21 protein-coding genes are annotated in these 23,834 nt (G+C 68.3%); 13 read left to right on the forward strand and 8 right to left on the reverse strand.

Annotated features, from left to right (window positions below; translation table 11 throughout):
* Positions 1-21 precede the first annotated feature (21 nt).
* The 4 genes from CLV29_RS04130 to CLV29_RS04145 all read left to right on the forward strand — a co-directional run bounded on the left by CLV29_RS04130 (position 22) and on the right by CLV29_RS04145 (position 5,373).
* Positions 22-2,712, forward strand: coding sequence for a GNAT family N-acetyltransferase (locus CLV29_RS04130; RefSeq protein ID WP_133753772.1), 2,691 nt, complete (start codon positions 22-24; stop codon positions 2,710-2,712).
* Between the two features lie 64 nt (positions 2,713-2,776).
* Positions 2,777-3,388 (forward strand): DUF5998 family protein, encoded by a 612-nt coding sequence (locus CLV29_RS04135; protein WP_243831711.1) that lies wholly within the window; start codon positions 2,777-2,779, stop codon positions 3,386-3,388.
* Positions 3,385-4,530, forward strand: coding sequence for an alkaline phosphatase family protein (locus CLV29_RS04140; protein ID WP_133753773.1), 1,146 nt, complete (start codon positions 3,385-3,387; stop codon positions 4,528-4,530). Before CLV29_RS04135 ends, CLV29_RS04140 begins: the two co-directional genes overlap by 4 nt.
* Positions 4,531-4,617: 87 nt before the next feature.
* Entirely contained in the window at positions 4,618-5,373 is a 756-nt protein-coding gene (locus CLV29_RS04145) for a thymidine kinase (RefSeq protein WP_133753774.1), read from the forward strand.
* Between the two features lie 744 nt (positions 5,374-6,117).
* Here the strand turns inward: CLV29_RS04145 and CLV29_RS04150 are convergent.
* A complete protein-coding gene (locus CLV29_RS04150) occupies positions 6,118-6,816 on the reverse strand; it encodes a hypothetical protein (protein ID WP_243831712.1) in 699 nt (232 codons plus the stop codon).
* A gap of 413 nt (positions 6,817-7,229) precedes the next feature.
* On the reverse strand, positions 7,230-8,759 hold the full coding sequence (sepH, locus tag CLV29_RS04155) for a septation protein SepH (protein WP_166649121.1): 1,530 nt from the start codon (positions 8,757-8,759) through the stop codon (positions 7,230-7,232).
* A gap of 138 nt (positions 8,760-8,897) precedes the next feature.
* Here sepH and CLV29_RS04160 point away from each other — a divergent pair, with 138 nt between their 5' ends.
* A complete protein-coding gene (locus tag CLV29_RS04160; RefSeq protein ID WP_243831713.1) occupies positions 8,898-9,980 on the forward strand; it encodes a ferrochelatase in 1,083 nt (360 codons plus the stop codon).
* 289 nt (positions 9,981-10,269) lie between these two features.
* The gene (locus tag CLV29_RS04165) at positions 10,270-10,569 is read left to right on the forward strand and encodes a DUF4193 domain-containing protein (protein ID WP_133753777.1); all 300 of its coding nucleotides are present in this window, start codon (positions 10,270-10,272) and stop codon (positions 10,567-10,569) included.
* A 37-nt stretch (positions 10,570-10,606) separates the two neighbouring features.
* Here CLV29_RS04165 and CLV29_RS04170 read toward each other — a convergent pair whose 3' ends face one another.
* Complete coding sequence (locus tag CLV29_RS04170; RefSeq protein ID WP_133753778.1) at positions 10,607-10,903, reverse strand: DUF4235 domain-containing protein; 297 nt, start codon at positions 10,901-10,903, stop codon at positions 10,607-10,609.
* A 142-nt stretch (positions 10,904-11,045) separates the two neighbouring features.
* Between CLV29_RS04170 and CLV29_RS04175 the strand changes: the two genes are divergently transcribed.
* The 4 genes from CLV29_RS04175 to CLV29_RS04190 all read left to right on the forward strand — a co-directional run bounded on the left by CLV29_RS04175 (position 11,046) and on the right by CLV29_RS04190 (position 13,585).
* A complete protein-coding gene (locus tag CLV29_RS04175; RefSeq protein ID WP_166649122.1) occupies positions 11,046-11,534 on the forward strand; it encodes a DUF3093 domain-containing protein in 489 nt (162 codons plus the stop codon).
* Positions 11,535-11,544: 10 nt separating this feature from the next.
* Entirely contained in the window at positions 11,545-12,033 is a 489-nt protein-coding gene (dut, locus tag CLV29_RS04180; RefSeq protein ID WP_243831714.1) for a dUTP diphosphatase, read from the forward strand.
* Positions 12,030-12,998: a DUF3710 domain-containing protein gene (locus CLV29_RS04185; protein ID WP_133753780.1), complete on the forward strand. Its 969-nt coding sequence runs from the start codon at positions 12,030-12,032 to the stop codon at positions 12,996-12,998. The genes dut and CLV29_RS04185 overlap by 4 nt, the downstream gene beginning before the upstream one ends.
* Before the next feature lie 206 nt (positions 12,999-13,204).
* Positions 13,205-13,585: an OB-fold nucleic acid binding domain-containing protein gene (locus CLV29_RS04190; RefSeq protein ID WP_133753781.1), complete on the forward strand. Its 381-nt coding sequence runs from the start codon at positions 13,205-13,207 to the stop codon at positions 13,583-13,585.
* Between the two features lie 47 nt (positions 13,586-13,632).
* On the opposite strand, the gene CLV29_RS04195 is transcribed toward CLV29_RS04190, so the two are convergent.
* Both CLV29_RS04195 and CLV29_RS04200 read right to left on the reverse strand, forming a co-directional pair.
* The gene (locus CLV29_RS04195; protein ID WP_133753782.1) at positions 13,633-14,331 is read right to left on the reverse strand and encodes a potassium channel family protein; all 699 of its coding nucleotides are present in this window, start codon (positions 14,329-14,331) and stop codon (positions 13,633-13,635) included.
* A 57-nt stretch (positions 14,332-14,388) separates the two neighbouring features.
* Positions 14,389-15,036, reverse strand: coding sequence for a potassium channel family protein (locus CLV29_RS04200; protein WP_243831864.1), 648 nt, complete (start codon positions 15,034-15,036; stop codon positions 14,389-14,391).
* 206 nt (positions 15,037-15,242) lie between these two features.
* Between CLV29_RS04200 and CLV29_RS04205 the strand changes: the two genes are divergently transcribed.
* The 3 genes from CLV29_RS04205 to CLV29_RS04215 all read left to right on the forward strand — a co-directional run bounded on the left by CLV29_RS04205 (position 15,243) and on the right by CLV29_RS04215 (position 21,571).
* Positions 15,243-17,315 (forward strand): APC family permease, encoded by a 2,073-nt coding sequence (locus CLV29_RS04205; RefSeq protein ID WP_133753783.1) that lies wholly within the window; start codon positions 15,243-15,245, stop codon positions 17,313-17,315.
* 22 nt (positions 17,316-17,337) lie between these two features.
* The gene (locus tag CLV29_RS04210; protein ID WP_243831715.1) at positions 17,338-18,489 is read left to right on the forward strand and encodes a class I SAM-dependent RNA methyltransferase; all 1,152 of its coding nucleotides are present in this window, start codon (positions 17,338-17,340) and stop codon (positions 18,487-18,489) included.
* Positions 18,490-18,745: 256 nt separating this feature from the next.
* Positions 18,746-21,571 carry an aconitate hydratase gene (locus CLV29_RS04215; protein ID WP_133753784.1) on the forward strand — a complete coding sequence of 942 codons (2,826 nt, stop codon included), beginning with the start codon at positions 18,746-18,748 and terminating at the stop codon, positions 21,569-21,571.
* Positions 21,572-21,792: 221 nt separating this feature from the next.
* Here CLV29_RS04215 and CLV29_RS04220 read toward each other — a convergent pair whose 3' ends face one another.
* From CLV29_RS04220 to cmtR, 3 genes are all read right to left on the reverse strand, one after another.
* The gene (locus CLV29_RS04220) at positions 21,793-22,317 is read right to left on the reverse strand and encodes a helix-turn-helix domain-containing protein (protein WP_133753785.1); all 525 of its coding nucleotides are present in this window, start codon (positions 22,315-22,317) and stop codon (positions 21,793-21,795) included.
* Positions 22,318-22,742: 425 nt separating this feature from the next.
* Positions 22,743-23,450, reverse strand: a complete 708-nt coding sequence (locus tag CLV29_RS04225; RefSeq protein ID WP_133753786.1) for a cation efflux transmembrane domain-containing protein — start codon at positions 23,448-23,450, stop codon at positions 22,743-22,745.
* Entirely contained in the window at positions 23,447-23,809 is a 363-nt protein-coding gene (cmtR, locus tag CLV29_RS04230) for a Cd(II)/Pb(II)-sensing metalloregulatory transcriptional regulator CmtR (protein WP_133753787.1), read from the reverse strand. Before cmtR ends, CLV29_RS04225 begins: the two co-directional genes overlap by 4 nt.
* Positions 23,810-23,834: the final 25 nt, after the last annotated feature.

The following is a 23,834-nucleotide window of genomic DNA, read 5'->3' on the forward strand; positions in this document are numbered from 1 at the left end:
TGGGCGCCGTAGGCTGAGCCGGTGACTTCCGAAAGACCCGAGGCGTCGGCCGAGTACCCCGAGGATTGGGAAGCCGATGTCCTGCTCTCCGACGGCGCCGTCGCCCATCTGCGGCCGATCACCCCCGACGATGCCGAGCTGTTGGTCGACTTCTACGCGCGGGTCTCGCCGGAGTCGAAGTACCTGCGATTCTTCGCCCCGTACCCGGTGCTCTCCGAGGCCGATGTGCACCGGTTCACCCATGTCGACCATGTCGATCGGGTGGCCTTGATCATCACCGTCAGCGAACCCGACCGCAGTCAGCGGATGCTCGCCGTCGGCCGCTTCGACCGGGTCGGACCCGACGAGGCCGAGGTCGCTTTCCTGGTCGAGGACTCCCAACAGGGCCGCGGCATCGGCCAGCTCCTGCTCGAACATCTCGCCCATGCCGCCCGGCAGCGCGGTATCGGTCGGTTCGTCGCCGAGGTGCTGCCGCAGAACCGGCGGATGGCGCAGGTCTTCATCGACGCTGGATACCAGGTGCACCGCCAGTTCGACGACGGCGTGATCATGGTCGAGTTCCCGATCCTGGCCACCGACACCGCCGTCGGTGTGATGGAGCGCCGCGAGCAGCGCGCCGAGTCGGCATCGGTACGCCGGCTGGTGCAGCCCGAACGGATCGCCCTGGTCGGTCTGTCCCGACAACTCGGTGTGGTCGCCCGGCAGTTGCTGGACGGCGGTTTCGCCGGGGAGCTGATCCTGGTCGGGGAGATCGACCTGGACTCCCATGCCGGAGATCCCCGACTGGTCCGGATCCCCTCGCTGGCCGATCTGCAGGGTGGGGTCGACCTGGTCGTCGTCTGCACCGAGGCCCACCATGTGCGCAGTGTGCTGCTGGACGCGGCCTATCACCGGGCGCACGGGGTGGTGCTGATGACGGGCGCCGACCCCGATCATCGGTCGCGTCCCCGTACCCATGCCGAGGACCTGGTCAGCCTCGCCCGGTCCTACGGGCTGCGGATGGTCGGGCCCGACGCGCTGGGGTTGATCAACACCCCGACGTCGATGAATGCCAGTCCGGCCCCGCTGCCGCGACCCGGTGTGGTGGGCGTGTTCACCCAGTCCTCGCCGGTCGGGATGGCGCTGCTGAACTCCGCGGCACGCAACTCGGTCGGGGTCTCCACCTTCTTCTCCTCCGGGCTGCACGCCGATGTGTCGGTGAACGACGTGATGCAGATGTGGGAGGACGACGAGACCACCACGGTCTGTGTGATGTCGATCGACCGGATCGGCAACCCGCGCAAGTTCTCCCGGATCGCCCGCCGTCTGGCCCGCCGCAAACCGGTGATCCTGTGGGCGCCCGGCCGATCCCAGCGGGGCAACCACGAGGGCGCCCGTGGTGGTTTGTCGAAGGCTCCGGAGGAGGCGATCGACGCGCTCTTCCGGCAGTCCGGGGTGATCACCTCCGAGCGTCGCGACGCGATGATGGCGGTGGCCAAGATCCTCGCCCGGCAACCGTTGCCGCGTGGCGAACGGGTCCGGTTGCTGTCGAACTCCCAGTCCCTGCTGGGACACATGACCCGCTTCTCCCAGCGCTCCGGCCTGATCCCCACCGACCCGGTCCTGCTGCCCACCTTCACCACCGCCGAGGGGTACGTCGAGGCGGCGGCCGCCGCCGAGGCCGACGACACCTGTGATGCCGTCCTGGTGGCTCCGGTGGATCCCTACGGTCTGCTCGGGATGTCGGCCCGGCAGGCACTGGAGGAGCGGGCCCGGGTCACCAGCAAGCCGCTGATCGGTGTCTTCGTCGACTTCGACGAGATCACCGAGGCCATCGACCGCCCGGACGGCCAGGGCCAGTTGCCGGCCTTCACCGGGTACGCCGATGCGCTCTACGGCCTGGCCTCCGGCACCGCCTACGCCCGCTGGCGCGACCGTGACTCCGGTGCCGTACCGCTGTTCGACCATGACGTACCGGCTGCCCGGCGGGTGATCCGGGCGGTCCTGGCCGAGGCGCCGGACGGCCGTACCTGCACTCCGGAGGAGACCACCACGATCCTTCGCGCCTACGGCATCAACCCGGTGCCCAGCTATCCGGTGGGGACCCTGGACGACGCCGTCGCCCGCGCCGAGCAACTGGGGTGGAATGCGGTACTGAAGGCGACCTCCCCGCTGGTCCGTGGCCAGCGGGATCTGGCCAGTGTGCACCGCAACATCGATGACCCCGACGAGATGCAGCAGGCGTGGCAGGAACTGGCCGAGCTGACGGCCCAGTTGCAACCGGCCGAGGTGGCCGAGGGCGACTGGGTCACTCTGGCCAGACCGGTCGTGCAGGCGATGATGGTCCCCGGCGTCTCCCTGGTCCTGCGGTCCCGGGAGGATCCGGCCTTCGGCCCGATCATCTCGGTCGCCGTGGCCGGTCTGGCCGAGGACCTGCTCGGGGACACCAGCTACCGGGTGTCACCGCTGACCACCCAGGATGCGCGGGCGATGGTCCGCGACCTGAAGGCGGCGCCGGTGCTTTTCGGCCGGCACGGCGCCGCCGGGGTCGACGTGGCCAAGGTGGAGGACCTGTTGACCCGTCTGGCCCAGCTCGGCGACGACCTGCCGCAGATCGCCGACTGCCGGTTGTCGCCGGTGATCGCCTCCCGTGACCAGGTGGCCGTCGCCGGGGCCCAGATCACCCTGGCGCCGACCGCCGACGAGCGCGACGCCCGGTTCCGGCGGCTGTGAGCATTCCGGCGGGGTACGGACCGGCTCAGATGACGCCTCTGGCCGCACATGTGAGAATGGCTCGGTGACTTCGTTGCAGCCAACAGACTCCCGGGCGGCGCTGCGGGCCGAGATCGACGCCTGCGGATACTTTCCGGATCTGGTCGAGGATGCCGTGGTGACCGCGCTCGGGGACGAGCCGATCGAACATTTCGTGGTGCATCACGAACCGACCTTCAATCGCGACGAGATCCGTCGGCATCTGACCATCTTGGTCCTCACCCCGACCCGTCTGCTGGTCGGCCACACCGATGAGCAGGACGGTGAGGGCGGACGCGGCCAGGCCGCCTCCTCGACCGAGGTGGTGGGGTTGCACCGGATCCACAGTGTGACCGTCACCCGGGTGGTCGCCGCACCGGAGGACTACCGCCCGGGCTCACCGGCGGTGGAGGCCTGGCTGACGGTCGGCTGGGGTGTGATGAACCGCGTCGACCTGGAACCGGCGAGTTGTGCCGACCCCAACTGCGAGGCCGACCACGGGTACACCGGTGCAGTCACCGTGGAGGACCTGATGGTCCGGGTGAGTGCGGCGGCCGACGGACCGCGCCCGGTGAAGGATCTGTTGACGCTGGGGACCGCCCTGCAACAGCGGGCGGGCACCGGTGCGGTCCGATCGATCAGCGCGGGCGGCCGATGAGTTCGGTGTCGGCAACCGGCGAGCTCCCGATCGTCCCGCAGTACGGGCGACAGACCCTGTCGGATCTGCTTCCGAGCATCGCCTACCAGTTCGGCGTCGGGGACACCGACCGACTCGGCCTGGGTGCCGGTGAACAGTGGGTGGTGGTGCTGGTCGACGGGCTCGGCACCGAGCAGTTGGAGCAGGTCGCCTCCCGGGCGCCGTTCCTGTCCGGTGAGCTGCGGCGTGCCCAGGTGATCACCGCCGGCGTTCCCAGCACCACGGTCACCAGCCTGACCAGCCTGGGCACCGGCCTGCCGCCGGGCGGACACGGTGTCGCCGGGTTCACCTGCCGGCTGCCGGAGACCGACGAGATCGTGGCTCCGTTGTTCTGGTCCTCGGCGATGACCGCCAGGGAGTTCCAGCCCGAACCGACGGTGTTCGAACAGCTCGCCGGGCAGGGCGTCGCGGTGTCCTCGGTGATGCCCAGCCGGTTCGAGGGGAGCTTCCTGACCGTCGCGGGCCTTCGTGGCGGTGAGGTCGTCGGCATCGACGACGAGGCCGACCAGTTGCTGCGGATCACCCGAACCGTCGAGGCCGCGGAGCGGTCGGAGCGGAGCCTGGTCTACTGCTACGAGCGGGAGCTCGACCACTGCGGACATGCCTACGGCTGGCGCTCGCAGGAGTGGCTGGACTGTCTGATCCGGATCGACCGCTGGTGCTCCTGGCTGCGGGCCGAGCTGCCCGAGGAGGTGCGATTGATCATCACCGCCGACCACGGCATGGTCGACGTACCCGATGATCGACGGCTGGTGGTCGAAGCCGAGCCCGACCTGCTGGCCGGGGTACGCCAGTTGGCCGGGGAGGCGCGATTCCGCCAGCTCTATCTCGAACCGGCGGAGACCCCGCGTGCCGTCGCCCGCCGGTGGGCGGATCGGCTCGGTGATGCGGCCTGGGTGCGTACCCGTGACGAGGCCGTGGCGGAGGGCTGGTTCGGGCCACTGAGTGATCGGGTCGCCGGCAGGTTCGGTGACGTGGTCGTGGCCATGGCCGAACCGGCGGCGGTGCTCACCGAACAGATGCCCGGTGAGTTCGACCTCGTCGGTATGCACGGCTCGCTGAGTTCGGCCGAGATGCTGGTGCCGTTGCTGCAGCCGGAGTGAACCGGGACGGTCGAAGGGGGCCGGCCCATCGTGGTGATCGGCGAGGAGCTCACAGTCGACGTCCCGGACAGGGCACAATGTCTCCTCGTGGCCGAACTCGTCTTCTTCACCGGACCGATGGATTGCGGCAAATCGACGCTGGCCCTGCAGGTGCACCACACGCAGAGCACCGCGGGCCGAGCCGGTCAGCTGTTCACCAAGTTCGACCGTTCCGGGGATTCGGTGATCTCCTCCCGGCTGGGCTTGTCCAGTCCCGCGGCCGAGGTCGGCGACGAACTCGACTTCTTCGGCTACGCCGTGACCGAGCTGACTGCCGGCCGACGGCTCGACTACCTGATCTGCGATGAGGCCCAGTTCTACACCGATCTGCAGGTGGAGCAGCTGGCCCGGGTGGTCGACGATCTGCAGCTCGACGTCTTCGCCTTCGGCATCCTCACCGACTTCCGTACCCGGCTCTTCCCGGGGTCGGGCCGACTGGTCGAACTGGCTGATCGGATGGAGACCCTGCAGGTGCAACCGGTGTGCTGGTGCGGTCAGCGGGCCACTCACAATGCCCGGGTGATCGACGGCGTGATGGTCACCGAGGGAAGCCAGCTGGTCGTCGGGGACACCGATGCGGTCGAGCAGGCGCCGACCGAGCCGGCCGAGGATCCGCTCCCGGAGGCCGACGGCACGGTACCGGGAATGCCGTCCGAGACTGCCCAGCCGACCGACCCCGGAACCGTGACCTACGAGGTGCTGTGCCGACAGCACCATCGCCGCCGGATGACCCGGGCGGTGGCCCAGGCGACGCTCAGTCCCGAACCCCTGCCCTTCGGGCAGGATCCGCCGCGCATCGACTGACCCTCCCGCCGGGGGCGGGTGTTGGCCGTCTCGTGTGGCTGGCCGGCCAGCCACTCGGGACCAGCTGATGCCGTCGAAGGTGATGCCTCGAAGGTGATGCCGTCGAAGGCACGAAGGCGTCGGTGGTCGGCATTTTCAGTCATTATCTGGTCATCACTGCCATATATGGCAGCAGTGGCCGAATACCTACCTCAAATGCCAGCGGCCACCGAACCTGCGCGCCGACCGAGCCTGCGCAGGGGATCGCGCCCGCGCAGGGGATCGCGCCCGCGTACGCGGTGCCGAACCACTGTCCGTCGGCGCCAGGTCAGGGAATGGGCGGATCGTGGACCGGTTCACGCTTTGGAGCCCACCTCATCGGTGTCTAGCCATATAGCAGCGCGGGCTGGCCGCCCGGCAGACACCGCTGCAGTGGCGCAGATCGAGAAATGCGCGGATCTGGCATCGATTCTCGCGTCTGGAGCCACTTTTGCGGTGTGGTGTGCGCGACCCCGGGAGACCCCGATGTCGTGGCGCGAGTCGGGGATTGGGCGGACCAACGCGGATCTGCGGCCCCCGCGTTGGTGCCCGGCAGGCCCGGAGGTTCGTCGAGACGCCTCACCTTCGGTCATCTGCGCTGCGCGCAGCAGACACGATGTGGTCGGCGCCCAACGCCCGGCGAGGGTCTCCGTGGTTGCAGGCGCCAGTCCCGTTTCCGGGGCGCAGCCTGTGAGGGGTCGGCGGGGGATTCACCGAGGCAGGTAGTTACCGAGGCAGGTAGTTGCTGCGCCCCAGCCAGGTTCCGTGTTCGCTGAGCGCACGGAAGCGCAGCGTCGTGAACTCGTGGTGGAAGTCGCGACGCTCCCGTTCGGCCATCGCCCGGTGATGCCTCCTGCTCACCTCAGCTGCTTGGGTGGCGGGATCGGTATGGCCAAACACCATCTCGGTCATCTCCTTGGCGCTGCGCCAGATGGAGAACGTCGAGACCGTTCTCGGTGGCCGGATGGCGGCCAACGACAAGGTGGCGGCGGGATGGTCGCGGACCTGTCGTTCCACGCCGCGGCCCCAGGCGATGAATCGCGGTAGTTCCGGCAACCGCATCCGGGCCAGGGTCACCGCGACCACCGGCTCATCGGGGTCGGTCCGTGAGGTATTGCGCGGCAGGTCGGCGAACTCGGTGACCTTGCCCCATCGGCGGACGAACTCCAGCCGAAGGTGCCAACCGTCGGCCAGTCGGCGTCCGAGCGGATCGGTGAGGAGGAAGTTGTCCACGGCCGCTTCGTCGCGCCAGGCCGCGAACATCACGAACCGTCGAAGCTGCAACCGATCCGGTGAGATCACCGGCGCGCCCAGTCGCATCCCGGCCAGACATTCGGCGGCAAGCAGACCCGGGGTTTTGGGTGGGCGGACCATCGCGGTCGCGGTCATCCGGGCCGGAAGCTCGGCGAGATGGAACGTGTGCACGGCGCCGACCCTAGTCAGCACGTGGCGCAGATCGAGTGACGGGTCGGGGCCGGATGCGCGCGCCGCGCGTAGGAGGTTCTGGGGTGGAGCGGCTCTGTTTCGGTGACGACAGGTTCGAAGTCCCGGTGGGAGAACGACGCGGTTCGAGGACCTCAGGTCCGAGTGTCTGGATCGGGGTCGACAGGACCTCTCCGTTTGGGGGACGGCAGGACCGAGCGGGAGTCCTGGGGGACGAGCGGGGTGTGGTTCGAAAAACGGCAGGAACGAACGACAGCCGGGGACGAGCGCCGACGCAGGTTCGGGAGAGTTTCGACCGTCGGCGCCTGGGAGGTGCTGACCCAGTGCTGACCCAGTGCTGACCCGGTTCGGGGTACGGCCCAGGTGCTGTGCCGCCCGGGGAACAGCGCACCGGATCAGTCGTCGGAGTCGCCGCCGAACATGATTTCGTCCCAGGTCGGCACCGAGGCGCGTTTGCGCCGTTTACGGGGACGCGGGATCTGTACGGTCTGCTCCTCGGCCTCGCCCTGCTCGGAGCCCTTCGCTCGGTCGTCGGTGCTCACATCGGGGTCGACGCTCCGGTCGGAGGAGCCGCTCGCAGCGGCGGCCGGGCGGTCCGTTGAGGCCTTCGGTGCCGAAGGAGAACCGCTCGTTTCGCGATTCGGCCGGCCCGAATGCTCGTCACCGTCCACGCCGGTGGAGGCGGTCACCGGGTCGGCCGGCCCCTTCCGAGGGGTCGAGCGGTCGGCACCCGGCTCCTCGGCGACCGGCGGAATCGTCGAGGGCTCAGCATCGGTCGGGACGGGCACGGTCGGCTCGTCGGCACCCGGCGGTACGTCCTGCGCCCCGGCCGTGGGCGTCGCCACCGACGAACCTCCCGGGGATCCGGCCTCGGCAGGGACGGACCCGGTGGCCTGCGAGGAGCCGCCCGGCGTGGACTCCGACGAATCACCCGGTGTGGCCCGCGGGAACTCACCCGTTGCGGCCTCCGAGGAATCAACCGGCGTGGATTCCGAGGAATCCGACTTCTTCGACCTTGCCTCAGCACGTCCCTTGGACTTCCGGCGGCGACGAGTGCCGGTGGCACCGGCGGCCGGCTGCTCCGGCTCCGCCTCCTCGCCGAAGTCCAGCGGTGGCTGCTCCGGCTCGGTCAGACCGGCGTACTCGCGATCGGTACCGGAGCCGTCGAACAGGTCGTAAAGCAGATCCAGCCCGGCGGTCTGGTTCCCGCCGTAACTCGACAGCTGCGCCTCGATCTCCTGGCCGATGTCCTGCGGGGTCGCCTGACTACGGGGCAGCGGTACGTGCGGAGCGGCCTCCGGAGTGGTGTTCGGGTCGGGCTCGATGACCTCGTCGTCGGTCTCGGCCTGCCAGCCCTGGTACAGCCGAAGGGGCGGTTCGGGATCGGATCCCGGTACCTCGCCCGGATCGGAGTCCAAGGGCTCCCGCAGGGCTCGGACCAGCGCCAGCTCGTCGTCCAGGTCGATCGTCGGCTCGGTCGGATCGTCGGGCGCACCGGGCAGGGCGGAGAGTTCGCCGGCGAGCCAGCGCGCATCGTCATTGGCCGGCTCGGAGATCCGGCTCTGCTGGTTGTAGTAGAACACCGCTTCTCGCGGCAGGGCGCCCAACTCGTAGCGGGCGACCAGCGTCCACCGCCGGTCCTCGCGTCGCCAGGCGTCCCAGGTCACCTGGTCATCGGCGATCCCGCGGCGGCCGAGCCGGTCGGTGACGGCGACGTTCAGAGTGCGGTGGGCTGCGGCCTCACCGCGGCGGCGGACCGCTGCGGCCAGGGCAAGGCTGGCGATGTGTTCCCGCTCGGCCAGCACCGGAGCGGCGAAGGGTTCGATCCGCTCGGAAGGCACCCCGGCGGCCTCGGCCACCTCTGCGAGCGAGGCGCCGGCGCGGACCCGTGTCTGGATCTCGCGGGGGGTCAATCCGATGTCCACCCTTGCTCTTCCTCCGAAGTCGGTACGTCGATGCCGGGTCGACCACCTGGCGCCCGACCTGACGATGGCTACCAACGTACCGGGCATCACGTCTTGTGCGTAGGAGGTAGGTACGTGTGCCGTGACAGTATTGGACCTGTGCCCGATGACCTTTTGACGCCCGATCCGTTGCAGCCCTACGACGCCGTGCTGCTCGTCTCCTTCGGTGGCCCCGAGGGGCCCGATGACGTGCTGCCGTTCCTGCGCCGGGTCACCGCGGGCCGCGGGATTCCCGATGAGCGTCTGGTCGAGGTCGGTGAGCACTATGCGCTGTTCGGCGGCCGGAGCCCGATCAACCAGCGCACCGACGAACAACTACGGGCCCTGCGCTCGGAGCTGAAGAACCGGGGGAGCGAGCTGCCGGTGATCCTCGGCAACCGCAACTGGTACCCGCTGCTGGACGAGGTGCTGCCCGAGCTGGCCGCGGCCGGCCATCGTCGGGTGCTGGCCATCACCACCTCGGCCTACCCCTCGTGGTCGTCGTGTCGGCAGTACCGGGAGAACCTGGCAGCCGCAGCACCGGCCGAGCTCACCGTGGAGCGGGTACGCAACTACGCCACCCATCCCGGATTCGTGACGGCCAATGTGTCGGCCGTGGGCAAGGCGCTGTCGGAGCTCTCCGGTGATCCCGCCACCACCCGGCTGGTCTTCGTCACCCACTCGATCCCGGACCAGATGGCACTCAGCAGCGGACCCGAACCGCGTGATCGCGATGGTGAGTACGTGAACTGGCACCGTCATGTGGCGCAGGCCGTGGCCGCCGAGGCGGCTCCTGAGCTTCCCTGGGAGCTGGCCTTCTGTTCTCGCTCCGGGGCGCCCAGCCAGCCGTGGCTGGAGCCCGACATCAACGATCTGCTGACCGACATGGCGGCCCAGGGGGTCACCGACGTGGTGATCTCACCGATCGGCTTCATCTCCGATCACATGGAGGTCGTCTACGACCTGGACCACGAGGCGGCCGAGACGGCCGAGGAGCTCGGCATCCGGATGGTCCGGGCAGCGACCGTGGGCACCGACCCGCAGTTCATCGCCGGGCTGGCCGATGTCGCTCTCGAGCGCGCCGCCGAGGCGAGGGGTGAGCAAGTGCATCCGGCCGTCCTGCCGGGCGCGCCGATCGGACTCACCGTCTGCCCGGCGAACTGCTGTGTGAACCCGCGGCAGCCGGACAAACCAGCCATCTGACCCCGGTCTGCGCTGCGCGCAGCGGGGCCGGCGGCACCGACAAGGGTTTTGTCAGGGCCCCGCAGGCGGCCGTGGAACCGCGATGTCGGGTGCCTTTCGGCAACCGCTTTCGTGCATTCGTCCGGGCCCGGTGCCCACGGCCCGAGGCGGCAAAGTTCGGCGTCTTTCGGCAACCGCTTCGCGCTGTCGCGGGGGTGTGGTACACATGTCCCGCGATTCGTGGGAATAGAGCCGGGAGATCCCGCGTTTGGACCACGCTGATTGATCTTTGAGGTGGAAGGGCTGAGACATGGCGACCGACTATGACGCGCCGCGCAAGAGCGACGAGGAGATGAGCGAGGACTCCATCGAGGAGTTGAAGACTCGCCGCAACGACAAGAATTCGGGGAAGGTCGACGAGGACGAGGTCGAGGCGGCCGAAGCCTTCGAGCTCCCCGGAGCCGATCTCTCCCATGAGGAACTGACGGTACGGGTGCTGCCCCGGCAGTCCGACGAGTTCACCTGCGCCGGGTGCTTCCTGGTGCGGCACCGCAGCCAGCTCGCCGAGCAGAAGGGCGATGCGACCTACTGCGTCGACTGCGCCGGCTGAGGTGCCGCACCCGGACAGCGGGTGAGCCGGCGCGGCGTCAGATGTTGAACTTGATCTTGTTCACCTTCGGCGCCGTGTCGTCGCCCATCAGCGAACGCCAGCGCCGCGCGGTGAAGCGGTTGATCAACAGCTGGGTGAGGCCGATGCCGACGGCGCTGGACAGGGCCCAGATGATCGACTGGGTCAACGGTGCGTCCGGATCGCCGGCAGCCGGCGGCTCCTCACCGGTGACCGTCTTCCAGAGACCGGTGACGGCCTTCTGGGCGGCGAAGGTCGTCGCCGCGCCGATGACACCGGCGTAGAGCTTCCAGAAGATCGCCTTCGAAGGTTCCATACGGTCGCACTCCATTCATTTCGGGACCGGCAACGTATTGTTACCGCTCGAGCACTCATCCTAGGACCCCGGACCACCCGATGCGCATCGCGGCCGAGGCCGACGCGCTCGGAAGGAGCAGACAGAGTTGCAGACCGCACCGGTGACAACCACGCGACGGATCGAACGGCAGTCCCTTCCCTGGTGGTGGTGGGGAATCGGGTACGGCATCTGGGCCACCTTCGTGATCGCAGTGTTGATCGTCATCCCCCCTGGCGCCGCCGCCGTCGTGGCGGTGGTCACGGGAATCCTGCTGTGCCTCGGTCTGGCGTGGTGGGGGCGGACCACGATCGCGGTCGGTGACACCGGTGTGCAGGTGGGGCGCAGCACGTTGGAATGGCCCTATGTCGGTGAGATCAGGGCGCTGGACGCCGCCCAGGCGAAGCGTCGGCTGGGCCCGGAGGCGAAGGCCACCGCCTGGTTGGCGGTCCGGCCGTGGTTGACCGAGGCGGTCGAGATCGAGGTACGCGACCCCGCCGACCCGCATCCGTACTGGCTCGTGGGATGTCGCGATTCGATCAAGGTCGCCAAGGCATTGGTCGAGACACGGACGGCGGTGGTCGGTTCTGCCGACGACGTCTCCGGTGGCTAGGGTGGCAGCCGTGGCATCAGCAGAGGAAGTGGTCGAGGTCGGGATCCGTGTGCTCGACCCGGAGGCCGCCGTACCGACCTACGCACAGCCGTTCGACGCCGGCGCCGATCTGATCAGCACCAGTGACCTGGAACTGGCGCCCGGTGAGCGGGCCGTCGTCGGCACCGGGATCGCCTTGTCGATCCCGGCCGGCTGGGCCGGTTTCGTCCATCCCCGCTCCGGTCTCGCGGCCCGGCACGGGCTGACCGTGGTGAATGCACCGGGCACCATCGATGCCGGGTATCGCGGTGAGATCAAGGTGTGTCTGCTGAACACCGATTCGAGCAATGCCATCACCATCAGCCGCGGCGACCGGATCGCCCAGCTGGTGCTGCAACGAGTGGGGCGAGCCGACTTCGTCGTCACTGAGGAACTGGACCCGTCGGTACGCGGCGACGGGGGCTACGGCTCGACCGGCGGCGTCGCCGGCTGGGCGGCAATCGAGCAGGAGGACGCATGATCTTTGGCAGGAAGCGGAAGGCGGACAAGTCCGAGGAGACCGCGGGTACGGACCTCGCGGCCGATGTCCGCGACGAGGACGAGACCGCCGACACCGCGACTTCGGCGAAGGGTCTCGACGACCGGGACGGTGAGGACACCGAGAACGCCTTGCCGGGCGCCGGGTCCGAGGACTCCGACGGGGAGGCCGCTGGTGCCGACGACGTCTCCGACGAGGAGTCCACTGAGGGGACCGACGAGGAATCCGATGAGGAGTCCGCGGCCGAGGAGGCCGACCGGGTCTGGGCCGAGCTGGATCAAGGCGACTTCCGGGACGAGGGGCCGTTCGACATCGACGAGGTCGATCTGACCGACGACCCGGTCGAACGGATCGATCTCGGGTCGTTGATCATCACCCCGTTCAAGGGTGCCGAACTGCGGTTGAACGTGCTGGAGAACACCCGCAAGGTGGTCTCGGTACTGATCGCCAAGGACGACTCGGCCCTCGAACTGTCGGTGTTCGCCGCGCCCAACTCCGGCGGGATGTGGGCAGATGTCCGCACGAAGCTGATCGAGGAGACCGAGCGTGCCGGCGGCTCGGTCAAGCTGGTCGAGGGCCCGTTCGGGACCGAGCTGCGGCGTCTGCTGCCGGCCAAGGGGCCGAAGGGGGAGCAAGGGGTCCAGCCGAGTCGTACCTGGATGGCACAAGGTCCCCGGTGGGCCCTTCGCGGCGTGCTCTACGGGCGTGCAGCCCTGGCCGAGGATCTCGAAGCCGATCCGGTGGCTCCGTTCTTCGACGCCTTCCGGGACGTGATCGTCCGCCGCGGTGAGGGACCGCAGCGCGCGGGTGAGGTACTGGCGATGAGCCTGCCCGAAGGTGTGCAGCAGCGCGGTCCGGCCGCATCATCACCCGGCCCGGCCGCATCAGCACCCGATTCGGCCGATGGCGCACCCACGTCGACCCCGGACTCGCCCCGGTCGGAATGAGTCCTGCCTCGCCGGTGTTGTGATCGGTGAGGGCAGTGGCCGATCGGGCAGATCTCGACCGGCCTGGTGTCCGTAGGGTCTCGGCGCCCCCGGGTGTGGGGCTTGCCGGGACCGGTTGCGGGCGTCATGATCAGAGGGATCAACTTCCCGTTCGGCGCCGGGGCAGCAGCTTCGACAACGGACCTCGATGATGGAGATGACTGCACATGGGCAGCACGAGCGGGCCGGGTACGCTGGCACGCTGGATGCGGCGGTTGACCGCCAGCAATGACCAACTCCTGGCCGACGAACGCCAGCTCGCGGCGGAGAAGGCCGGTGCGACACCGGTCCAGCAGTGTCAGGATCGCGCCCTGGTATCGGTGAGCGGGACGATCACTGCGCTGACCGTGCCACCGAAGGATGTGGTCCGGGTGGAGGCTGACCTCGACGACGGGTCGGGGCAGGTGAAACTGATCTGGATGGGCCGTCGGGAGATCCGCGGAATCACCGCCGGTACGGCGCTGCGGGCGACCGGGCGGATGAGCTGTTGCGGAACCTCCCGGGTGATCTACAACCCGTCCTACGAGATCATCAACACCCCGAACTGACCTGATCCGGACGAGAGCCCCGATCGGGTTCGGTGACCGGATCCGGCTCAGTCGTCCCCGGCCGGCTCCGCCGCCCCCGACGCAGCCTGCTTCGGCGCCAACATGGCCGCGAGTTCGCGCTCGCCCTCCGGGGGAGTCACGAAGAGAAGTTCGTCACCGCCCTCCAACGCACCGTCCGCTTCGGGGGCCATTGCCCGGGCGTCGCGGATCACCGCCACCAGGACCGCATCGGCGGGCCACCGCAGATCGCCGATCCGGCGGCCCACGCAGGGACTGTCACCGGGCAGGGTCATCTCCACCAGATCGGTGTTCGACTGCCGGAAGGTGAACAACCGGACCAGGTCGCCGACCGAGACCGCCTCCTCCACCAGCGCCGAGAGCATTCGCGGGGTGGAGACGGCCACATCGACACCCCAGGAGTCGCTGAACAGCCACTCGTTCTTCGGGTGGTTCACGCGGCCGACGGTACGCGGGACGCTGAACTCGGTCTTGGCCAGCAGCGAGTGGACCAGGTTGGCCTTGTCGTCACCGGTGGCAGCGATCGACACATCGCATTCCTCGAGCCCGGCCGCCTCCAGCGACGACACCTCACAGGCATCGGCCAGCAACCAGGTGGCCTTCGGCACCGTGTCGGTCTTGAACGCCTTCGGATCCTTCTCCAGCAGGACCACCTGGTGGCCGTGCTCGATCAGTTCGGTGGCGATCGAACGACCGACGTTGCCGGCACCGGCAATGATCACTTTCACGACAGCTCCCTCGGATTCTCAGTCAGTGTCTCGGGCCTCGGCGCACGGGCGCCGGGCTCAGGCCGGCGGCGGGGCATCGCCGAGGACCGACTCGACCTCGCTCACCCGGTCCTTGGCGATGGCGACATAGATCAGGTCACCGTCCTGGAACTTCGTCGAACGGTCCGGTACGAAGGCCGAGCCGACCCGCCGGACGAACGGCACCCGACAGCCGGCAGCCGATTCCATCGTGGCGATGCTGCGACCGACCCACCGGGGATCGCAGTGCACCTGCATCAACTTCACCGATCCGGTCGGATCCCGCCACACCGGCTCCGATCCCTCCGGCAGCAGCCGGCGAAGGATCTGGTCGGAGGTCCAGCGGACGGTCGGAACCGTGGGGATGCCGAGGCGTTCGTAGATCTGCGCCCGCCCCGGGTCATAGATCCGGGCGACCACGTTCGGGATGTCGAAGACCTCCCGGACCACCCGGGCGGCGATGATGTTGGAGTTGTCACCGTTGGAGACTGCTGCGAAACCGTCGGCGGATTCGATCCCGGCATCGCGCAGGACCTGCTGGTCGAATCCGACGCCCTTCACCGTCGTACCGCTGAAGTCGTCGCCCAGCCGCCGGAAGGCATCGGCGTCGACATCGATGATCGACACGGAGTGGCCGCGTCTGACCAGATCCTTGGCCAGTCCGGCGCCGACCCGTCCGCAGCCCATGATGACGATGTGCACCGCGCCATCGTCGCCCGCCGAACCGGCGATGTCCACCGAGGCGTACCTCTCCGACCCGCTACCGGCACCTCGATTCCGACCGGGCCGCGGCAGACCTGTGCCGTCGAGTTGCATACGAGGGCGGTGAAACTCCCCAGACCTCATCCGGAGGACCCTGACAGTGACAGCTTTCGGGTTTAGGCTGCCCACTCGTGAACCTGTCCGCGCTGGGCAAGCGACTGCTGATCGGCCGCAAGCTGTCGAGTGACCAGTTGACCCAGACCCTGCTTCCCAAACGGATCGCCCTGCCGGTCTTCGCCTCCGATGCGTTGAGCTCGGTCGCCTATGCCCCCGACGAGATCCTGCTCACCCTTGCCCTGGCCGGGATGGTCGGGATGACCTTCTCCTGGCCGGTGGCGATCGCCGTGGCCTTCGTCATGTTGGTGGTGATCGCCTCCTACCGGCAGAACGTCCGTGCCTATCCCTCCGGCGGCGGTGACTACGAGGTCGCCTCGGCGAACCTGGGTCGCAACGCCGGGTTGGGCGTCGGTTCGGCGCTGCTGGTCGACTATGTGCTGACCGTGGCCGTCTCGGTCTCCTCGGGGGTGCAGAACGCGCGGGCGATCTTTCCCTGGCTGGCCGGGCATGAGGCGATCGCGGCAGCCACCTTGATCGCACTGCTGATGGCGGTGAACCTGCGGGGGGCGCGGGAGTCGGGAACGTTGTTCGCCATCCCCACCTATGCCTTCATGGTGGCGGTGGTCGGGATGGTGGTCGTCGGCCTGGTCCGGATCCTCGGGTTCGGCCACGACCTGCAGACCGAGACCTCCGAGCTGCAGGTGGCCGGACTGGACGACGGCGGGGCGATGACCGGTCTGGCGATGGTCGTGCTGCTGATGCGCGCGTTCTCGTCCGGTTGTGCGGCACTGACCGGGGTGGAGGCCATCTCCAACGGCGTACCGGCATTCCGCAAGCCGAAGTCGCGCAATGCCGCGACCACCTTGGGGCTGCTCGGGCTGGTCGCGATCTCGATGATGCTGGGTGTGATCGCCCTGGCCAACCTGACCGGGCTGAAGGTGATCGACCCCGACGAGGCGACCTTCGTCCGCAACGGGCAGCCGATCGAGTTCACCGCCCATACCGCGATCGCGCAGCTGGCCGAGGCCGTCTTCGCCGACTTCCGGCCCGCCTTCTACTTCGTCATCGCCGCCACCATGGTGATCCTGTTCCTGGCCGCGAACACCGCCTTCAACGGATTCCCGGTGCTCGGGTCGATCCTGGCCAAGGACGGTTACCTGCCCCGGCAGTTGCACACCCGCGGGGACCGCTTGGCCTACAGCAACGGGATCGTCGCCCTGGCGATCGTGGCGATCGGTCTGGTGATCGCCTTCGACGCCAGTGTGACCGCGCTGATCCAGCTCTACGTGGTGGGTGTCTTCGTCTCCTTCACGCTCAGCCAGTTGGGCATGATCCGGCACTGGAACCGCGAACTCCGATCATCGGAGCTGAGCGCCGAGCAGCGCCGGTACCACCTCCGGGGCCGGGTGATCAGCAGCATCGGGTTCGGCTGCACCGCCACCGTGCTCTGCGTGGTGTTGATTTCCAAGTTCACCCATGGCGCGTGGATCGCGATCCTGGCGATGCTCTGCGTCTTCGCGCTGATGAAGGCGATCAGCCGTCACTACTCCAACACCGCCGAGGAGCTGGCCATCACCTCCGAGGACGAGCGGCTGCTGCCGTCGCGGGTGTATGCGCTGGTGCTGGTCGCGAAGGTGAACAAGCCGACGGTACGGGCACTGGCCTTCGCCAAGGCGTCGCGGCCGAACAAACTGGAGGCCATCACCGTCGACCTGGATCGGGCGGAGACCCAGCAACTGGTGGAGCAATGGGAGGCAGCCGATCTGGGCATGCCGTTGAAGGTGATCGCCTCGCCGTTCCGGGAGATGGTCAATCCGGTGCTCGCCTATGTCCGCAGTGTCCGCAGTGCGAGTCCGCGGGATGTGGTGAACGTCTACATCCCGGAGTACGTGGTCGGTCACTGGTGGGAGCGGGTGCTGCACAACCAGACGGCCTTCTTCCTCCGGGCGCGGCTGCTGTTCAGTCCCGGGGTGATGGTGACCTCGGTGCCGTACCTGTTGGAGTCGAGCAGCTCACGCCGCCGCCGGATGGAGCGTGGTTACACCGTCACCTATCGCGGTGCGGGCGGATCCGGTGACACCGGGCTCGGGCCCGCGCGCACACCCGACCAGCGGCCCGGGACTCCGGTCGGCGGGCCGAAGGAGTGAGTCGAGCGCATACGCTGGGCCGGTGAGCACCGGCCCCGTGACCCGATCGAGCACCCGCGCGGAGGTGATCGGGCCGCTCACCGTCGGCCCGGTGGCCCACGGCGGGCACTGCATCGTCCGGTACGAGGGACGCGTGATCTTCGTCCGCCACGCCCTTCCCGGGGAGCGGGTACGGGTGCGACTGACCGACACCAGCCAGGACCGGTTCTGGCGGGGGGATGCCGTCGAGGTCGAGGAGGCCTCGGCGCAGCGGGTCAGCCCGCGTTGCGAGGTCGCCGGTCCGGGTGGTTGTGGCGGCTGTGATCTGCAGCATGTGTCGGCCGCCGGACAGCTGGACTGGAAGACCGCGGTGGTACGCGAACAGCTGCAGCGCCTGGGCGGGCTGGCCTGGGACGGCGAGGTCGAAGGCGTCGATCCGCGGTGGGAGTGGCGTACCCGGATGCGCTACCGGCGCGATGCCGACGGCCGACTCGCGATGCGACGTTTCCGCTCCCACGACCTGGTCGCGCTGCCGGCCGGCGGCTGCCCGATCGCTGCTGCCGAGGCGATCGTCAGCGTCGATGAGCAGCTGCAGCCCGACCGGCGGATCGAACCCGGGCCCACCGGCGTACCGGTGGTCACCGAGCAGGCCGCGGGCCGGCACTGGACGGTGGCCGCCGACGGTTTCTGGCAGGTGCATCCGGCGGCTGCCGACACCCTGGTCGGTGCGGTGCTGGACGGTCTGGCCGCACAGCCGGGGGAGCGGGCCTTCGACCTGTTCTGCGGGGTGGGCCTGTTCACCGGTGCGCTGGCCGATCACGGTGTGCAGGTCTGGGGGGTCGAGTACGACCGGACGGCGATCGGCCTCGCCCGGAGAAACCTCGCCGACCATGGCGCATCGGTCCGCTTCAGCGTCGGCGATGTCGGTCGCGAACTGCAGCGGCTGCCGAAACGTACCGACCTGATCGTGCTCGACCCGCCGCGCAAGGGCGCCGGGAAGAAGGTGGTCGACCAGTCGATCGCCCGGCGGCCCCGGGCGATCGCCCTGGTGGCCTGCGATCCGGCAGCACTGGGTCGTGATGTGGGGTACTTCGCGGCCGCCGGCTGGCAGCTGCAGGGCCTGCGGGCGTTCGACCTCTTCCCGCAGACCCATCACATCGAGTCGGTGGCCATCCTGGTGCCGCCGACGGGCTGAACCGGAGGCCTGTGCGCCCGTGCAGGGCTGCGGTCCGGGCCCGGACCTGACCAACGAGTCGCCCGGCGAACCGGTTCCCGCCGGATCCGTTCCGCAGCAATCGCAGCAATCGGGCCCATTCGGCTGCATCTCCTGTGGAACTGTTGGCCGAAGTGAGGGTCTCCTTCCTAACGGCGCCGGGGCGCGCTGCGGCACGATGTACCTGTATCAACGTGGTATCTTGATATCAAGAGAGTTTTCGAGCCGGGAGTGCACAATGAGCGTGAACAGTTTCGGAGCCGAGGATCAGCTGGAGGTCAACGGCACCAGCTATCAGATCTACCGGCTGGACAAGGTCGAGGGATCGGAGAAGCTTCCCTACAGCCTGAAGGTGCTGTTGGAGAATCTGCTCCGCACCGAGGACGGCGCCAACATCACCGCCGATGACATCCGGGCGCTGGGCTCCTGGGATCCCACTGCCGAGCCCAGCAAGGAGATCCAGTTCACCCCGGCCCGCGTGGTCATGCAGGACTTCACCGGCGTACCCTGCATCGTCGACCTGGCCACCATGCGTGAGGCGATCGCCGATCTCGGTGGCGATCCGGCCAAGGTGAACCCGCTCTCCCCGGCTGAGCTGGTGATCGACCACTCGGTGATCGCCGACGTCTTCGGTCGCCCCGATGCATTCGAGAAGAACGTGGAGATCGAGTACGGCCGCAACCGCGAGCGGTACCAGTTCCTGCGCTGGGGTCAGACGGCCTTCGACGACTTCAAGGTGGTCCCGCCCGGCACCGGCATCGTGCACCAGGTGAACATCGAGAACCTGGCCAAGGTGATCTACCCCCGGACCGTCGACGGTGTGCTGCAGGCCTACCCCGACACCTGTGTGGGCACCGACTCCCACACCACCATGGTCAACGGCCTCGGCGTCGTCGGCTGGGGTGTCGGCGGTATCGAGGCCGAGGCCGCCATGTTGGGTCAGCCGGTCTCGATGCTGATCCCGCGTGTGGTCGGCTTCAAGCTGCACGGTGAACTGCCCGACGGCGCCACCGCCACCGACCTGGTGCTGACCATCACCGAGATGCTCCGCCAGCACGGTGTGGTCGGCAAGTTCGTCGAGTTCTACGGCTCCGGTGTCGGTGCGGTGCCGCTGGCGAACCGCGCCACCATCGGCAACATGAGCCCCGAGTTCGGCTCCACCATCGCGGTCTGGCCGATCGACTCCAACACCACCGACTACCTGCGTCTGACCGGTCGGGACGAGGACCAGATCGCCCTGGTCGAGGAGTACTCCAAGCTGCAGGGGCTGTGGCACGACCCGGAGGTCGAGGCTGCCTACTCCGAGTACCTGGAGCTGGACCTGGCGACCGTCGTACCGAGCATCGCCGGCCCGAAGCGCCCGCAGGACCGGATCCTGCTCAGCAACTCCAAGGGAGCCTTCCGGGAGGTCATCGACACCTATGTCGACGACGACGGTGGCCAGCGCCTGAACGGTTACGACCGTGACGTCGCCGGCAGCTTCCCTGCCTCCGATCCGACCGACAACCAGCCTGGCGAGGAGGAGGTCGACGAGTCGGCCAAACCGGTCGAGTACGACCACGCCTCGGAGTCGCTGGACCGGCCGACCAAGCCGACCCCGGTGAAGCTGGAGGACGGCAGCGAGTTCGAACTCGACCACGGTGCGGTGACGATCGCCGCCATCACCTCCTGCACCAACACCTCCAACCCGAGTGTGATGGTGGCCGCCGCCCTGGTGGCGAAGAACGCCATCGAGAAGGGCCTGAATCGCAAGCCGTGGGTGAAGACCACCCTGGCGCCGGGTTCGAAGGTGGTCATGGACTACTACGACAAGGCCGGCCTCACCCCGTACCTGGACAAGATGGGCTTCAACCTCGTCGGGTACGGCTGCACCACCTGCATCGGCAACTCCGGTCCGTTGATCCGCGAGGTCAGCGACGCGGTGAACGAGGCCGATCTGGCCGTCACCTCGGTGCTCTCGGGCAACCGGAACTTCGAGGGCCGGATCAACCCCGACGTGAAGATGAACTACCTGGCCTCGCCGCCGCTGGTGGTCACCTACGCGATCGCCGGCACCATGGACATCGACCTGTTCAACGAACCGCTCGGCACCGACACCGACGGCAACGATGTGTTCATGAAGGACATCTGGCCCTCGCAGACGCAGATCGACGAGGTCGTCTCCAGCTCGATCAATGCCGAGATGTTCACCAAGGGGTACGCCGACGTCTTCGCCGGTGACGAGCAGTGGCAGAACCTGCCCACCCCGGAGGGCAAGGTCTTCGAGTGGGACGACGAGTCGACCTATGTGCGTCGTCCGCCGTACTTCGAGGGGATGCCCGAGAAGCCCGAGCCGGTGGCCGACATCTCCGGTGCCCGGGTGCTGTTGAAGCTCGGCGACTCGGTGACCACCGACCACATCTCCCCGGCCGGTGCGATCAAGGCCGACTCCCCGGCCGGCAAGTATCTGTCCGAGCACGGGGTGGAGCGCAAGGACTTCAACTCCTACGGGTCGCGGCGCGGCAACCACGAGATCATGATCCGTGGCACCTTCGCCAACATCCGGCTCCGCAACCAGCTCGCTCCGGGCACCGAGGGTGGCGTCACCCGGGACTTCACCGTCGAGGACGGCCCGGTCACCACTGTGTTCGAGGCCTCCGAGCGCTACCAGGAGGCCGGCATTCCGCTGGTCGTGCTGGGTGGCAAGGAGTACGGATCGGGTTCCTCGCGTGACTGGGCCGCCAAGGGCACTGCACTGCTGGGTGTGAAGGCCGTGATCACCGAGTCCTACGAGCGGATCCACCGGTCCAACCTGATCGGCATGGGTGTGCTGCCGCTGCAGTTCCCGGCCGGTGAGAACGCCGAGTCGCTGGGGCTGAGCGGTGAGGAGACCTTCGACATCTCCGGCATCACCGCGCTGAACGAGGGGAGCACCCCGAAGACGGTGAAGGTGACCGCGACGAAGGAGGGCGCCGAGCCGATCGAGTTCGATGCCGTGGTCCGGATCGACACCCCCGGTGAGGCCGACTACTACCGCAACGGCGGCATCATGCAGTACGTGCTTCGGCAGCTCGCCAGTAGGTGAGCTGATCAGACCGCGGAGAACAGGCCGCTGACACGCTGCTCTCGGAGGTCTGAAGTTTCACACGCAGGGCCTGTCCAGCTTGGCTGGATGGGCCCTGCGTCGTTTGTCGGGAGCAAGGCTTTCGGCTGCGCGGTCAGAGCCCGACCTGTGCGTACTGCTCCAATGCGGGGCCGAAGATCGCTGCCTGGGACGTCGCCTGCTTGGTCGAGGGCGAGCTCAGTTCAACGAGCTTTCGACGCCCGGCGCTCGGCCACCGTCTTGCGGGCGTGGCGCAGGTCGGCCAGAGTCTGTTCGATGTCGCTGATCTCGTCGATGTCGGCCGAGAGCGCGTCGATGGCCGCGTACTGCGCCCGTCGCCGCCTCTCGCGGTAATCGAGCACGTCGGCCAGGGCGATCCGACGGTGCGTGCCCGAGCGTGTATAGGGAAGTTGCCCGTCGTCGAGTGCCTTGATGAGGGTGGGCCGGCTGATCCCCAGGAGATCGGCGGCCTGCTGAGTGGTCAGCACCTGCGAAGTCGGCGAAACCGTCACGGACAGGCCCTTGCGCATCGCGTCCACGACGTGCAGCAGCACCTCATAGACCTCCTGCGGAAGCTCAACAGGGTCGTCTTCCGCTCCGCCCACCAAGTAGTGCCGCGGCCGTGGGTTCAGGGCCTCCTCAGCGGTGAGCATGTCGTAGACGCGGCCGAGCTGCTGCTCGTCGCCGGCTGAATGGGTCGACGGGGCGAGGGTCTCGTTCGCGGACATGTCCAAATCCTTATCTGCAGTAGGCGCAAATAGGTTGCGTTTGTTTCGAATAGGCTAGCGCGCACGCTCCGTGCTCACAAGCAGGAGGCTGCGCTTGAGGTGTTGATGTGAGTCCGGGGCGACAGGCAGTCGCGGATGAACTTCGGCGGGTGCAACGACATCGCAGCGTCGACGAACCGTGCCAGCGCGAGAACGGCCGGCGGCCACCACAGGTCAGGTGTCAACGACACGATCACTCCTTGCAGGTGCAGATTGTCGCGAAGGTGTTCTCGAGGTGGTCCATGCTCGGATCGGGTGGGCCGAGGGCCGCCCAGGCGAACAAGGTGCCGGCGTAGGCCGCATACAGCGCCTCGGCCGTGGCGGATGCGTCCTCGGTCGAGGTGCCTGAACACGTTAACTGAACGCGTTCTGTGTAACGGGTGTGACTATCGGTCCCGCCCCGGGCCTTCACCCACGGGGGCGCAGCAATCTTCGGTACAGGCATCGGTCCCGCGTTCACCGGTGAGCACGGCGACCGGGGCGGCACAACAGGCGTCGCCCCGCCAGGCCTCGATACCCTCACGGAGCGCGAAGGCAGCGATCACGATCGCGGCGACCGAGTCGGCCCAGGCCCAGCCGAACAGGGAGTTCAGCAACAACCCCACCAGCAACGCCGCGGACAGGTACGTGCAGATCAGCGTCTGCTTGGAGTCGGCGACGGCCGAGGCCGAGCCGAGTTCGCGTCCGGTACGACGCTCGAACCAGGACAGGAACGGCATCACGAGCAGGCTGAGTGCGGCGATCGCGATCCCCACCGGCGAATGTTCGGGGTCCCGCACGCCGAGCAGGGAGAGCACGGCATCGACCGACACATAGGCGGCGAGGCCGAAGAAGGACACCGCGATCACCCGCAGTGCGACCTTTTCGCGTCGCTGCGGATCGGGTGCGGCGAACTGCCAGGCGACCGCTGCGGCCGAGAGCACCTCGACGACGGAGTCCAGGCCGAAGCCGATCAGCGCGGCCGAGGAGGCGGCCCGGCCGGCGAGGAGGGCGACCACCGCTTCGACGACATTCCAGCTGATCGTGATGGCGACGACGATCCGGATCCGTCGGCGCAAGGTGGTGGTCCGCTCGGTGGAGAGGGTGGCGCTCACCGGGTGGCCTCGGTCGCGGCGCAGCACCCCGGTATCGAGCAGTCGGGGTCCGGACAGGGCGCGCTCTCGTCGACCGCCAGGGTCACATCCACCAGTGCGGTCAGTGCCGCGGTGAGGTGCGGGTCGGCGATCTCGTACCGGGTCTGCCGGCCCTCGGGTTCGGCGACGACGAGGCCGCAGCCACGCAGACAGGACAGGTGGTTCGACACGTTCGTGCGGGTCAGTTCCAGGTCGCGGGCGAGCTTCGCCGGGTAGCCCGGCTCGGCGAGCAGGGACAGCAGGATTCGGGAGCGGATCGGGTCCGCCATGGCCCGGCCGAGTCGGTTCATGACCTCCACCCGGGAGGCAATGGTCAGCATGTGCTGACCATACAGCGGATGCTGA

Origin of the sequence: Naumannella halotolerans, from assembly GCF_004364645.1 — a bacterium.
GTDB classification, from domain to species: domain Bacteria; phylum Actinomycetota; class Actinomycetes; order Propionibacteriales; family Propionibacteriaceae; genus Naumannella; species Naumannella halotolerans.

Bases quoted from the DNA above. Each gene is read 5' to 3' on its own strand.
- CLV29_RS04140 (WP_133753773.1), top strand. From the start codon at position 3,385: ATGAGTTCGGTGTCGGCAACCGGCGAGCTCCCGATCGTCCCGCAGTAC.
- CLV29_RS04165 (WP_133753777.1), top strand. From the start codon at position 10,270: ATGGCGACCGACTATGACGCGCCGCGCAAGAGCGACGAGGAGATGAGC.
- CLV29_RS04170 (WP_133753778.1), bottom strand. From the start codon at position 10,903: ATGGAACCTTCGAAGGCGATCTTCTGGAAGCTCTACGCCGGTGTCATC.
- CLV29_RS04185 (WP_133753780.1), top strand. From the start codon at position 12,030: ATGATCTTTGGCAGGAAGCGGAAGGCGGACAAGTCCGAGGAGACCGCG.
- CLV29_RS04190 (WP_133753781.1), top strand. From the start codon at position 13,205: ATGGGCAGCACGAGCGGGCCGGGTACGCTGGCACGCTGGATGCGGCGG.
- CLV29_RS04200 (WP_243831864.1), bottom strand. From the start codon at position 15,036: ATGGGCTGCGGACGGGTCGGCGCCGGACTGGCCAAGGATCTGGTCAGA.
- CLV29_RS04215 (WP_133753784.1), top strand. From the start codon at position 18,746: ATGAGCGTGAACAGTTTCGGAGCCGAGGATCAGCTGGAGGTCAACGGC.
- CLV29_RS04220 (WP_133753785.1), bottom strand. From the start codon at position 22,317: ATGTCCGCGAACGAGACCCTCGCCCCGTCGACCCATTCAGCCGGCGAC.
- cmtR (WP_133753787.1), bottom strand. From the start codon at position 23,809: ATGCTGACCATTGCCTCCCGGGTGGAGGTCATGAACCGACTCGGCCGG.